Below are 13,154 nucleotides of genomic sequence, written 5' to 3' on the forward strand. Positions count from 1 at the left end.
AGCGTTTGCTTCAAGCAAGAAACCAATGGAGATGCCAATGGTGTGTGAAGCGCGCATTCTGGTTGTGGACGATGATCCCGTAAGCATGGCCGTTATTCAGGGCTTGCTCGAGCGGGAAGGGTATGACATTTGCAAGATGGATACCGGCGGGGAGGCCTTGGATCTCGTCACGCTCGATCCGGCCTTCGATCTCATTCTGCTTGACGTCATCCTTCCGGATACGGACGGAATTACGCTCTGCCGGACGTTGAAAAGCAATCCCGGGACGGAGCATATTCCCATCGTTCTGATTTCCGGTTTTCGCACGGACGATACCAGCATACGGAACGGGTTGGAGGCCGGCGCCGATGGATATCTCCTGAAGCCTATCGAGGATGTGGCCTTGCGGGCATGGGTACGCGCCACACTGCACATCAGCGCGCTGCACAAAGAACTGGCGGCCCGCGTGTCGGCCGCCGCTCCGGGCGAGGAAGAAACCCTCCGCAAATTCGCCAAACTATCCCACGCGGTCAACAATCCGCTTCAAACCTTGTACGCGACCGTGGATATTCTTTCGTTGAACCTTCCGCAGAGCGATGAACTCAATGCGTTGACGGCCGATATTTTCAAACATGCGGAAACGGTGGCGAAACTGGTAGCGGAAGCCAGTCTCCAAGCGAAAGCCCTGCTCGAAAGCCGGGCGCTGGCCGGGAAAGGCTAGGGCGCGGATTGGCCATTGCGGATGCCGGGGAAGCGAAAGGGCGGATCGCGGTCGTCATTCCCTGTTACAACGCGGGCAACGCGGTCGCATCGGTCGTTGCGCGGGCGATTGCCGTCGTTTCGCGCGTGATCGTCGTGGATGACGGCAGCACGGACGGATGCACGGCGCCACTCTCTTCGATGCCCGTCACGATGATCGTTTTTCCGGCCAATCGCGGCAAGGGATTTGCCCTGCTTGAAGGTTTTCGCGCGGCGCTTGCCATGCCGGACGTGGAAGCCGCGGTGGTGCTGGACGCCGACGGCCAGCACGATCCCGCCGAAATTCCGGCCTTGTGCGAAAAGTGGCGGGAAACGGGCGCCGATCTGATCATCGGCGCCCGGACCTTCGACCGGCGTCTCGTGCCGTTTTGGAGTTGGTTCGGAAACGTGGCCACGGTTCGCGTGATGGCCTGGCTTTTCGGAATCCGCCTGCCCGACACGCAAAGCGGGTTCCGGCTGCACGGCCGCCGTTTTCTGGAATCCGTCGTCGAAACGATCCCCGGTGGACGCTACGAAACCGAAATGGCGATTGTGTTGAAGGCCCTGCGCGAGGGGTATGCCGTCGCGACGACGCCCATACGCACCGTCTACGAGGCGGGAAATCCCACATCCCATTTCCGGCGGCTGCGGGATTCGATGCGGGTTTACCGCATACTGGTTTCAGCGTGGTTCCGGAGGAGGCGCTGACATGGCGCCTTTGCGCGACGCATCGGGGGTCTGGCGCGTGTTCGACGGCATTGCGCGGCGCTACGATATCGCCAATACGCTGCTTTCAATGGGCAGCGACCGAATCTGGCGGCGGCGGCTGGCGGGCTGTATTTGCGAAGACGCGCCCGCGTCCGTTCTCGACATCGCCACAGGCACGGGCGAAGTTCTCATGGCGCTGGCGCGGCATCCCCGGCGGCCGGCTCGTCTGGTCGGCGTGGACATGTCGGCAGAGATGCTTCGCGTGGCCCGCCGCAAGGTCTATGGCGTTCCCTGCCTGTTGGCGCGGGGCGACGCATTGCGCCTGCCGTTTCCCGGCGAAACGTTCGATGCGGCGGCGATTGCGTTCGGCATCCGAAATGTCGCGGACCCCGGCGCGGCATTGGGTGAGTTCGCGCGCGTGCTGCGGAAGGGCGGGCGCATGGCCGTGCTCGAATTTTCGCTGCCGGGGAACGCATGGTGCCGTTCGGTGTACCTGCTGTACTTCCGCCATGTCTTGCCGCGCATTGGCGGCTGGCTGGCGGGGGATCGCGCGGCGTATCATTACCTCAATGCAAGCGTCGAGACATTTCCTTTTGGAACCGCGTTTTGTAAGATCATGGACGATGCCGGATTCGGCGAGGTGCACGCGCGACCCATGAGTGGAGGCATCGCGACGTTGTATACCGGCTTGCGCCGATAGAAAACGGAACTGATGCGACGTACAGAATTGACACCCGGTTTAAATGAACAGACATTGACAGATGTCCTCAACGACGCCGTTTCGTTGGAGGCCGAAGCCCCGTATGCGGCCCGAATCGAGATTCCTGTCGAGGAAAAGTCGCCGCGCCGGTGGCTGGCCGCGCAACCGCACGAGGAGAAGACATACTGGCGCGATCGCGAAGGCGTATTCGAGTGCGCTTGCCTGGGCGCGGCGGACTGCCTTTTTGCGAAAAAGGGCGGCGATCCGGAAACCCTGTTTGCCAAAATCGCCCAGTGGCTGACATTGGCCCATCCACGGCTTCGTTATTACGGCGGCTTCTGTTTTGATCCCGGGCGCCCCTTGCAGGATCCATGGAAGGCGTTCGGCGCCTACCGCTTTATTTTGCCTCGATTTGAACTGCTTCGAATGGGCGAGACACGACTGTTGGCATGCAATGCGCTGATTCGCGGCGACGCGGATGCCGACCGCCGGGAAATCGAGGCGGTCCGCGCCGGGTTTTCGCTCATTCGATGGCATGTGGACGATTGGGCCACGCCGGATGCGGTCAGTGTGGTGAACAAAACGGACAATCCCAAATGCGGACCATGGACCCGGCGTGTGAACGCTGCGTTGCGCGCTTGCGAAGCAGGCCGTTTCGACAAGGTGGTGCTGGCCCGCCGGACCGATCTGCGCATGAATGGTCCCGTGAGTCCATGGCGCGTGCTCGACCGGCTCGCCAATCATACACGCGGCGCCTATCTTTTCTGTTTTCAGCCGGAACCGGGAACCGCCTTTCTGGGCGCATCTCCAGAACGTCTATGGAAACGGGCCGGGGGTTATGTCCAGAGCGAAGCAGTCGCGGGAACCCGCCCGCGCGGCGGATCTTCGACCGCCGACAGGGAACTGGGCGACGCGCTCATGCACAACGACAAGGAACTGCGGGAGCACCGGTTTGTCGCCGAAGGCGTCCGGTCCGTTCTGCAACTGGTGTGCGACACGATGCGGGAAGACGACGGCGTGTCGTTGATTCGTTTGCCCAACTGCCAGCATCTTGCCCGGCGCTACGAGGGTTTGCTGGCGGACGGATACGAGGACCTCGATTTGCTGCGCGCGTTTCATCCCACGCCGGCGGTCGGTGGAACGCCTTCCGGCGAGGCCCTGGCGTGGATTCGCGAGACGGAACCGTTCAGCCGGGGCTGGTATGCGGCCCCTGTCGGCTGGATCGGTTACGATAGTTCGGAGTTTGCGGTCGCCATCCGATCCGGGCTGATCGTGGGCGACAGGGTGCATGCGTTTGCGGGAGCGGGCATCGTCCCCGGCTCCGTGGCGGCCGCCGAATGGGACGAATTGAACAACAAAATTCAACCTTTTTTGGATGCAACAAGCGGCCATGCCGAATAACTCCGCCGATATTGCCAACATCAATCGCCGTACCGGCGCGTTGATCGTGGAGGAACTGGTCCGGCAGGGTATAGATTTCTTCTGTATTTCCCCGGGTTCGCGCAGCACGCCCCTGGCGATGGCGGTGGCCGGTCATCCGCGGGTGCGGTTCGTCGTTCACACGGACGAGCGCGGCGCCGCGTTCTGTGCCTTGGGCTGGGCACGCGCCTCGGGGCGCCCGGCAGCATTGATTTGCACATCCGGCACGGCCGCGGCCAACTATCTGCCGGCCATTGTCGAGGCTTCGATGTCGGGTGTGCCCTTGATCATCTTGACGGCGGATCGTCCCCCGGAACTCGTGGACACGGGATCCAATCAAACCATTCGTCAGACGGGTTTATACGGTCCCTATGTACGCTGGGAATTTTCTTTGCCGTGTTCGGACGCCGACATTCCGCCGGAAACCATCCTCACGACTCTTGATCAGGCCGTGTGCCGCGCGATGCACGCGCCCGCAGGCCCCGTTCATGTGAACTGCGCGTTCCGTGAACCGCTGATGCCCGCCGTGCCGCCCGATTCGCCCGCGTTCGATTTCTCCTGTCCCCCGTTGTGCGGCTGGATGCAGGACCGCGCCCCGTATACCGCGTATGCCGCGCCCGAACGCTGTCCGGATACCCGAACCCATCAGGCGATTCTCCACCGCGTGACACAAACGGCGCGCGGTCTGCTCATCCTGGGCCGTTTTCAGCGGGCCAGGGATGCCGATGCGGCCCTGGCGCTTGCGCGGGCCTTGAACTGGCCCGTATTCGCCGATATCGCTTCCGGATTGCGCCTGGGAACGCCCGATCCCCCCTTCGTTCCCTATTGCGATTTATTATTGTCCTCGCCGGAGATCCACGCATTCTGCCGTCCAGAAATCGTGTTGCACATCGGTGCGCAACTCACGTCGAAACGCCTGCTGCAACATTGGCAGACATACCCCCCCGGCATGTATTGGATGGTCGCGGAACACCCGTTCCGGCACGATCCGGTCGGACGCGTCACGCAACGACTCGAAGCGGACGTGGCGCCGTTTTGCGAATGGCTCGCGGCATGCGTCGAACCCGCGCAACCCGAGGGGTGGCTCGATTCATGGATCCAATGGGCCGGCGCCGCCAATCACGCGATAGACGCATGCCTCGCGGCCTCGGATGCCTTGAGCGAGCCGGAAATCGCGCGGCTTGTCTCGCGCCATATTGCACCAAGCGGCGCACTGTTTTTGGGCAACAGCATGCCTGTCCGCGACATGGATCTGTTTGCCGTGCCGGACGGCCCCCGCGTGCCCGTCATGTCCAATCGCGGCGCAAGCGGCATTGACGGCTGCCTGGCGTCGGCGGCGGGATTCAGCCTCGGCGCGGACTCCCTCGTAACGGCCATTCTCGGCGATCTGGCCGTGTTGCACGATCTCAATTCGTTGGCTTTGTTGAAACGCGCGCGTGTCATCCTGATCATAATCAACAACGACGGGGGCGGCATATTCTCGTTTCTGCCCGTCTCGGCCTATACCCGTCATTTCGAGACCTTTTTCGCGACGCCGCACGGATTGCGCTTCGATTCCGCCGCCGCGATGTTCGGCCTGCCCTATCACGAGACCCGGGGGCGCAAGGAATTCATCGAAACATACCGGACACTTCAGGCCATGGGCGCATCGGCCATCATCGAGGTCCGCACGGCGCGCGCGGAAAATCTCTTGTGCCACCAAGCCCTGCGCGAGGCCGTGACAACGGCGGTTGCCGGAAAAAATCCCGCGGGCCAAGGGGCATAGGGAAAAAGGTCGTGGAGAACATCGCTTTCCGTTTGCATGGAAGGATTCATGGGACGGGTCACGCGCCATGGCTGGTGTTCCTGCACGGTTTTCTGGGGGATGGCCGGGACTGGGATGAAATCGCGACCGAACTGAAGACGCATTTTTCATGCCTCTGCGTGGACCTGCCCGGTCATGGCGCGTCGCGTGTCGAACGGCCCTGCGCGCCCGGGGAAATCCTTGACGCGCTGTTCAAACTGCTCGACGAATGCCGGATCGATCGGTGCGGGCTGATCGGGTATTCGATGGGAGGGCGCGTGGCGTTGCGCATGGCGGTGGCGGCCCCCGAGCGTATCAACCGGCTTGTGCTCGAATCCGCTTCTCCGGGAATTCAGGCGGACGCCGATCGCCTTGCCCGGCAAAAGGCGGACGCTGCATGGATGGCTTTGATGAAGGAAGGCGGCATGGAGGCATTTCTTGAAAAATGGTATGCCCAGCCGCTCTTCGATACGCTTTACCGCAATCCGGCTCGACGGGAGGAACTCCGTCAACGGCGCATGCGGCAAGATCCCCGCCAACTCGCGATGGCGCTGCAAAGCATGGGCGCGGGCGCATGGCCCCCGGCATGGAAGGACTGGCCATCCCTGCGCATGCCGGCGCTTCTCATCGCCGGGCGCGACGATGCCCGATACGCCGCCATGGCCGAACGAATGGCCGCGCAAAATTCCCGTGCGCAAGTCTGGCTCGTTTCCGGTTGCGGCCATAACGTGCATTGGGAAGATCCCGCGTCATATACTGCCGCCATTCAAAAGTTTTTGATGGACACATAGACGTTATCGGATTACCCGGAGGCATGTCGGCCATGACGAAAACGACAGAAACAAGCGTACAGCCCATTCAATGGCAGGAAGCCGGCGTTTACAAGGAAATTCTCTATCACAAGGCGGAAGGCATCGCGAAAATCACGATTAACCGTCCGCGAGTGCGCAACGCATTCACGCCCCTGACAGTGGACGAAATGATGCACGCCCTCAACGATGCGCGATTCGATCCCAACGTCGGCGTTGTCATTCTGACGGGCGCAGGCGACAAGGCCTTTTGTTCGGGGGGCGATCAGCGCGTGCGCGGCCATGCCGGCTACATGGACGAGCGCGGTGTGGCCCGGCTGAATGTGCTCGACTTTCAACGGCAAATGCGGACCTGTCCGAAACCCATCATCGCGATGGTCGCGGGATACGCCATCGGCGGCGGCCACATCCTCCACCTCATGGCCGACCTAACCATCGCGGCGGACAACGCGATCTTCGGACAAACCGGCCCGCGCGTCGGTTCGTTCGACGCGGGTTACGGTTCGGCCTATCTCGCGCGCATTGTCGGCCAGAAAAAAGCGCGCGAAATTTGGTTCCTGTGCAGGCAATACGACGCCCGGCAGGCGCTCGACATGGGACTTGTCAACGCGGTGGTGCCTCTGGCGCGACTCGAAGAAGAAACCGTGCAGTGGTGCCGGGAAATATTGGCGAATTCGCCGATCGCCCTGCGCTGCATCAAGGCGGCGATGAATGCCGATTGTGACGGACAGGCCGGATTGCAGGAACTCGCGGGTGATGCAACGATGCTGTTCTACATGAGCGAAGAAGGCCAAGAAGGACGCGATGCCTATCTTGAAAAACGTCCGCCCAATTTCGGCAAGTTTCCCCGACGGCCGTGAATCCTCTGATACGCGCGCGTGAGATCGCTTCCATTTGTCATGGATCATCTGCATCGCCATTGAAACATCCCGAAAAGGAAAGGGGCTCCGGTGTCCTGCATTCACCCCCCCCGACTCATACAGGCTTGCCTTGTTTTCAATCTGCGTACATTTGCGTCATCTGTGGACAAGAAAGCACATTCACGTGATTATCGCTACCTTGAAGAAGTACGATAACAATGGCAACAACGAAGGCGATGATGATAGCGATAACGGTAGTAGTGACGCATGGACGCAAAGCAGGCGACAGGCATGGACGGAAACATATCCCGTAACAACACCGAAAAGCCGGTTTTTTCGATTTGGTTTCAGGCCGCACGCCCCAAGACGCTGGCCGCCGGGATTGCGCCGGTTGTCATCGGATCGGCCATGGCCACGGCGGATGCGCGATTCCATGCGATGTCCGCTTTTTGCGCGTTTGCGGGCACGGTTCTCATTCAGATCGGGACCAATTTCGCCAACGATTATTTCGACGCCATGAAAGGCTCCGACACCGACGAGCGCATCGGCCCGGTGCGGGCCGTACAGGCGGGACTCGTCACCCCGGGCGCGATGCGGCGGGCCGCCACTCTGGTGTTTCTCGCCGCATGTGCGCCGGGACTCTACATTGTATGGCGCGGCGGATGGCCCTTTCTGATTATCGGTCTTGTGTCAATCCTCTGCGGCGTGCTCTATACGGGGGGGCCGTATCCGCTCGGCTATATCGGCCTTGGCGATCTGTTCGTGCTCGTTTTCTTCGGGCCGGTCGCCGTTGGCGGAACCTATTATGTACAGGCCCTGTCGCTGACGCCTGAGGCCCTTGTCGCGGGAGTGGCCGCGGGACTTTTCTCCGTGGCGATTCTTACGGTCAACAATCTACGCGACATCGAACAGGATCGAGTCGCGGGCAAGCGGACCTTGCCCGTGCGGTTCGGGCGCGCTTTCGCCCGCATCGAATACGCGGTTTGCCTTGTGGGCGGGGGTGCGGTCGTTCCGATCGTTCTTGCGGTGAAAACGGGTCGCTGGGGCGTAATGGCATCGGCGCTGGCGCTGGCGGCCGCCCTGCCGGCGATCCGGACGGTCTTCACGAAGACGGACGGCCCTTCCTTGAACGATGCGCTGGCCCGGACCGGCCAAATTCTTCTGTTGTTTGCGGTTCTCTTCTCGGTGGGATGGTTTTTATGGATATCCCGTTAGTACGCCTCTATCGCTACCGCGTGCCGCTGGCAAAACCATTGCGGCTGCGCGGCGCGGATTACCACGATCGCGAAGGGTTGATTCTGGTCTTCGGCGGCGCGTATGGATCAGGCCACGGCGATATCGCGCCCTTGCCGGGTTTCAGCCGCGAAACACTCGACGAGGCACAGGAAGCCGTTGTCCAATGGGCCGGGTTGTTGGGCCGGCTTCCGAAAGATCCCGTCGAACGCGAGAAGGCACTCGCTTTTCTTGACGCCACGCCGTCGGTTCAGTTCGGCATCGAATGCGCCACTTTTTCCTTCCGGCACGCCATTGGCAGCGAACGATCGCTGGGCCTGTACAATCCGGCGCGGCGCACGGTGTCCGTCAACGGCCTTATCGGCGGAACCGGCGATCCGCTTGACGAGGCCAAACGCTTTCGCGCGGAAGGCTATAGGGCCGTCAAGATCAAAGTCGGCCAAGAATCCGTTGCCTCGGACATCGGCCGCGTGCATGCCATTCGGGCGGCGCTGCCCATCGAGGTGGCCATCAGGCTCGACGCCAATCGCGCATGGTCATGGAACGACGCCTTGGCGTTTGCGCGGGGCGTCCGGGACGTATCCATCGAGTATATCGAGGAACCGCTGGCGGACCCGGATCGGTTGCCGGAATTCGCCGCACGGGGCGATTTGGCCGTCGCTCTCGATGAAACCATCGTCGAATGCCGCGACACGAACGGGCTCGCCCAACGTTTTCCGTGGGCCGCGGCGTTCATATTGAAACCGACACTCCTCGGCGGCGTTCGCCGTTGCGAGCGCATCGCCAACGAGGCGATCGAATTTGGAATCCGTCCGGTCGTCAGCGCCTGCTTCGAATCGGGTATCGGCATCGCCGCGCTGGCGCATCTCGCCAGCGCGCTGACCACGGAGGACATACCCGCCGGTCTCGATACCTACGGCTGGCTCGCCGGCGACGTGCTGCCTCGGCGTTTTGCGATTCGCAACGGACGGCTCGATTTGGACGAGGCCGACGAATGCGTGGCCGCGTGCGACTTCGGCGCCCTGGAAGAGGTATATGGTGGCTGACATTTTTACCGCCATCGGAAGGCATGCCCGAAGACGCCCGGAAACGTTGGCTATCCATACGCCGGATGAAACGATCACTTACGCCCGATACGAATCGGCGATTGGCGCAATCGCGGATAATGTCCGCGCATGGGATATGCGCCCCGGTTCATGCACAGGAATCGCCGCGTACACGAGTCTCGACTACGTGATGCTTCTGATGGGGCTCATGCGCGCCGGCGCCGTCGCGTGTCCCATGAACCCGCGCTGGCCCATGCGGGGAATCCTCGACGCCCTGCGCCCGATGAACGCGGAGCGTTTGTTCCTTCCCGCGCGAATCGAGGGCTTGGGCATCCGAACATTCGCCCTGGCGGAAACGCGCAGCCTTGCCGCTTCGGCTTCGTCCGGCAAGGCGCGAAAATCCGTTTCTTCGCATGGGGAAAAAGCGTCCCAAGTGAACCCCTGCCTTTGCATATTCACTTCCGGAAGTTCCGGAAAACCCAAGGCGGCCATGCACGGCCTCGCAAATCTTACGCACAGCGCCGAAACAGCCAATGCGAACATGCCGCTTGAGCCGGGCGACCGCTGGCTACTTTCCTTGCCGTTATTTCACGTGGCGGGCATGGGTGTGCTGTTCCGCTGCGCTGTCGCGGGCGCCGCCGTTTCCGTTCCCGCAACGGCGGAATCCATTGAAGACGGCATCATGCGATGCGGCGCGACGCATGTGTCGCTTGTCGCGGCGCAACTTCACCGTCTCCTCCAAACGGATCGCGGTGTCGAGGCCCTTTCGGGCCTAAAGGCAATCTTGCTCGGCGGCAGCGCCATTCCGGAAACCTTGATTCGGCGCGCCGTCGCCCTCGGCCTGCCCATTCATACCAGTTATGGCATGACCGAAACCGCAAGCCAAATCACCGCAACGCGCCCCGGAGACCCCCTGCAAAAACTGATGACGTCCGGGCGTCCGCTGGCGCCGGACACGGTGCGCGTGGCGCGCGACGGCGAAATTCAGGTGCGGGGCGGCTCGCTCTTCCTCGGTTATCGTGCCGATGAAGGCCTGCATCTTCCGTTGACGGATGACGGCTGGTTCGCGACCGGCGACTTGGGCGCTTTCGATGCGGACGGCTATCTCCGTGTCACGGGCCGCAAGGATCGCATGTTCGTCGCGGGCGGCGAAAATATCCACCCGGAAACCATCGAACATGCGCTTTGCGCGATTGACGGCGTCGGCGCGGCGGCCGTCGTGCCGATCGCCGACGAGGAATTCGGCCGGTTGCCCGTTGCGTTCGTTCTCATGGAACCACGGCTGGACGAGAAGCGCTTGCGCGAGGAACTGGGCAAGGTTCTTCCGCGTTTTCAGATTCCCCGGCGTTTTTTCGCGTGGCCCGAACCATTACGGCGCACCGAAGGCAAAATAACCCAAACAGGCCGCGCAAAACTCATCCGGCTTGCCGAATCACTGTGGGCCCACAACGATTCCCCGCCTACCTCGCGCGCCACTCCGCCGGAATCGTAGCGATGCACACGTCCGGGCTGCCCAGTTTGTGCGAAGTGAAGACAACCTGTGCGGACATGCGGTCCCAGCCCACGTGGGGATGCTCGCCCTTGCCGTAGGTCCGATGACCGGTGGTCAACAGGCGCGGGCGCGTCGTGCGGCCCTCGAACAGCATGATGTCGCCGTGCCAATTGTCGGCGGCGACCCATGCGCCGTCCACACTGCCGCTCGCGTGCCACCAGTTCCGTTTGGCGACCTGCTCCGGCGTTGCCTGGGGCCACCAGGCGCCCTCGCCGACAATGCGCACCTCGCCCGTTGCGATATCGAGCAGTTTCACGTGCGAATCTTCGATCGGTTTTGGATGCACGCCGCCGCAAAACATCATCTGATCGTTCACCCACCACGATTCATGCGTCACCAATTCGTCCGGAATCGCCTTGTACGGCATGCGGATGCTGCCGTCGCGGATGTCCACGATGTTCAACCGTTCAATTCGGCCCGCGAAACTCAGCAGGTTTGGATTGGTCCGGCTCCATTGCACATGGCCCCCGTAACCGGGCTCTTTCGGAAAACGGCATAGGGTTTTCACCTCACCGGTCTCGACTTGGATGGTGACGATGCCCGGAGCATCGTCGTCGTCGAAACGGCTGACGCCGACCGCCAGATGCTTGCCGTCGCAACTTTCGTTAAGCGCGGTATGTGGCGAACAACCCGTCAGCGTTGCGATCGATCGCTCCACAACCATCACGCGCGACCGCTTCTTCGCCGGATTCCGGGCGATTTCGACGGATGGAGCGAATTCAAGCACCTCTTTGCCGCGAAGGACGTAAACACTGTTGCGGCTGAGCGACGCCGTTGCGGAGCCGACCGGTCCTTTGGGCGTCTCGAACCGGATCAGTTCGCCGGTCCGGGTCAGATACCCCATCAATCCCCCTTCCCGGCGCGCCGAATAAAAATAAATGATGGAACTGTCCGTTGACCAGGAACGCTCATGAAAGTAAAAATTCGTGTCCGCCGCCGGATCGGATGTCAGAAACGTCAACGTGGCTCCCGTTTCTTCGTCCACCATCCGTTTATGCTCCGGCGGAAAAACCTTCAGCGAATAACTTTCCCCCCATGCGGCCAGTCCCCCGGCGATCGCCAACACAGTTGCAACGCCGGACAATGCTTTTCTGTAAAACGAATTCATGAAATTGCCTCCATACACGCACCAAGTAAGGGCGCTGATTCCTTGTTATCTCTTGAAATCGGCGAGAAGTGAAGATAAGAAGAGAATGGGAATAAGGGAAACACCCTCAAACCAAAACATCTCCTTGTCTTCTTCATGCACGCCAGCCTTGGGGGAAAAAAATGTCCTGGTAGAGGTGCAGGGCGTATTGATCGGTCATGCCGGCGAGAAAGTCCACGGTGCGGCGATCAAGCGGTTCGCCGGGGTCGCCTGCGGCGCTGTCTTCCGTCGGATTTTCCAGCAAATAGGCGTACAGTTCGCGCAGGAGTTTCTTGCCTTTGTCAATCTCGTGGGTGATGGCCATGCACGGGTAAACTTGCGCATACATGAATGCGCGCAACTCGTTTGTCGCATCGAGTATTTCGGCGGTCATGCCGATGGTTCCGTCCCGGCTGCCGTTGATGAGGGCGGTGACCATCGCGTCTATACGGGCGGAGGTGGTCGTGCCCAGCACATTGATGGCGGTTTTCGGCAAATCCTCCAAGGTGATGATGCCGGCGCGAATGGCGTCGTCTATGTCGTGGTTGACATAGGCGATCGCGTCGCACACGCTGAACAATTCCCCTTCCCGGGTGACGGCGTGCGAACCGCGTGTGCCCTGCAGGAGATGCCTGCCCTTCGAATGGTTCAGAATGCCGTCGCGAACCTCGAAGGTCAGGTTGAGGCCCGGGCCGTGCCGTCCCGGCTCGAGTTTCTCGACGACGCGAAGACTTTGTTCGGCATGGCGGAAACCCGGGGGATACACCTCGTTGAGCGCTGCCTCGCCGGCATGGCCGAAGGGCGTGTGGCCAAGGTCATGACCGAACGCGATGGCTTCCGTGAGATCCTCGTTGAGCGCCAGCGCGCGCGCGGCGGTCCGGGCAATCTGGGCCGCTTCGAGCGTATGCGTCAGCCGCGTGCGGTAATGGTCGCCTTCCGGCGCAAGAAAGACCTGCGTCTTGCGCTTGAGCCGCCGAAAGGCCTTCGAGTGCAGGATGCGGTCGCGATCCCGTTGAAAGGCGGTGCGGTAGTCGTGCTCTTCTTCGGGCATTGCGCGACCGCGTGATTCCGCCGCGCGCGCGGCGAACGGACTGAGCCGCTCAAATTCCTGACGTTCGATCGCTTCTCGGAGGGTGGCCATGGAACTCTCTTTCCCGGCAACGGGGCGTTTATGGCGTGGCGTCATGCCAAGACCAGAATT

At 61.5% G+C, this 13,154-nt stretch carries 12 protein-coding genes; 10 read left to right on the forward strand and 2 right to left on the reverse strand.

The window, feature by feature from the left end:
* The first annotated feature begins 37 nt into the window (after positions 1–37).
* From P5540_15790 to P5540_15835, 10 genes are all read left to right on the forward strand, one after another.
* Entirely contained in the window at positions 38–700 is a 663-nt protein-coding gene (locus P5540_15790; GenBank protein ID HRT66280.1) for a response regulator, read from the forward strand.
* Positions 701–708: 8 nt separating this feature from the next.
* Entirely contained in the window at positions 709–1,425 is a 717-nt protein-coding gene (locus P5540_15795) for a glycosyltransferase family 2 protein (GenBank protein ID HRT66281.1), read from the forward strand.
* A gap of 1 nt (position 1,426) precedes the next feature.
* Complete coding sequence (gene ubiE / locus P5540_15800) at positions 1,427–2,125, forward strand: bifunctional demethylmenaquinone methyltransferase/2-methoxy-6-polyprenyl-1,4-benzoquinol methylase UbiE (protein ID HRT66282.1); 699 nt, start codon at positions 1,427–1,429, stop codon at positions 2,123–2,125.
* Positions 2,126–2,179: 54 nt separating this feature from the next.
* Positions 2,180–3,526, forward strand: coding sequence for an isochorismate synthase (locus P5540_15805; GenBank protein ID HRT66283.1), 1,347 nt, complete (start codon positions 2,180–2,182; stop codon positions 3,524–3,526).
* A complete protein-coding gene (menD, locus tag P5540_15810; GenBank protein ID HRT66284.1) occupies positions 3,516–5,309 on the forward strand; it encodes a 2-succinyl-5-enolpyruvyl-6-hydroxy-3-cyclohexene-1-carboxylic-acid synthase in 1,794 nt (597 codons plus the stop codon). Before P5540_15805 ends, menD begins: the two co-directional genes overlap by 11 nt.
* 11 nt (positions 5,310–5,320) lie before the next feature.
* Positions 5,321–6,118, forward strand: a complete 798-nt coding sequence (menH, locus tag P5540_15815; GenBank protein HRT66285.1) for a 2-succinyl-6-hydroxy-2,4-cyclohexadiene-1-carboxylate synthase — start codon at positions 5,321–5,323, stop codon at positions 6,116–6,118.
* A gap of 32 nt (positions 6,119–6,150) precedes the next feature.
* On the forward strand, positions 6,151–6,996 hold the full coding sequence (menB, locus tag P5540_15820) for a 1,4-dihydroxy-2-naphthoyl-CoA synthase (GenBank protein HRT66286.1): 846 nt from the start codon (positions 6,151–6,153) through the stop codon (positions 6,994–6,996).
* A gap of 267 nt (positions 6,997–7,263) precedes the next feature.
* On the forward strand, positions 7,264–8,211 hold the full coding sequence (locus P5540_15825) for a 1,4-dihydroxy-2-naphthoate polyprenyltransferase (GenBank protein HRT66287.1): 948 nt from the start codon (positions 7,264–7,266) through the stop codon (positions 8,209–8,211).
* Entirely contained in the window at positions 8,196–9,275 is a 1,080-nt protein-coding gene (gene menC / locus P5540_15830) for an o-succinylbenzoate synthase (GenBank protein ID HRT66288.1), read from the forward strand. The genes P5540_15825 and menC overlap by 16 nt, the downstream gene beginning before the upstream one ends.
* Positions 9,265–10,767: an AMP-binding protein gene (locus P5540_15835; GenBank protein HRT66289.1), complete on the forward strand. Its 1,503-nt coding sequence runs from the start codon at positions 9,265–9,267 to the stop codon at positions 10,765–10,767. Before menC ends, P5540_15835 begins: the two co-directional genes overlap by 11 nt.
* Here P5540_15835 and P5540_15840 read toward each other — a convergent pair.
* The gene (locus P5540_15840; protein ID HRT66290.1) at positions 10,736–11,935 is read right to left on the reverse strand and encodes a hypothetical protein; all 1,200 of its coding nucleotides are present in this window, start codon (positions 11,933–11,935) and stop codon (positions 10,736–10,738) included. The two genes, P5540_15835 and P5540_15840, sit on opposite strands and share 32 nt — an antisense overlap.
* A gap of 133 nt (positions 11,936–12,068) precedes the next feature.
* A complete protein-coding gene (locus tag P5540_15845; GenBank protein HRT66291.1) occupies positions 12,069–13,094 on the reverse strand; it encodes a deoxyguanosinetriphosphate triphosphohydrolase in 1,026 nt (341 codons plus the stop codon).
* Positions 13,095–13,154: the final 60 nt, after the last annotated feature.

Source organism: Candidatus Hydrogenedentota bacterium (assembly GCA_035450225.1).
Taxonomy (GTDB): domain Bacteria; phylum Hydrogenedentota; class Hydrogenedentia; order Hydrogenedentales; family SLHB01; genus DSVR01.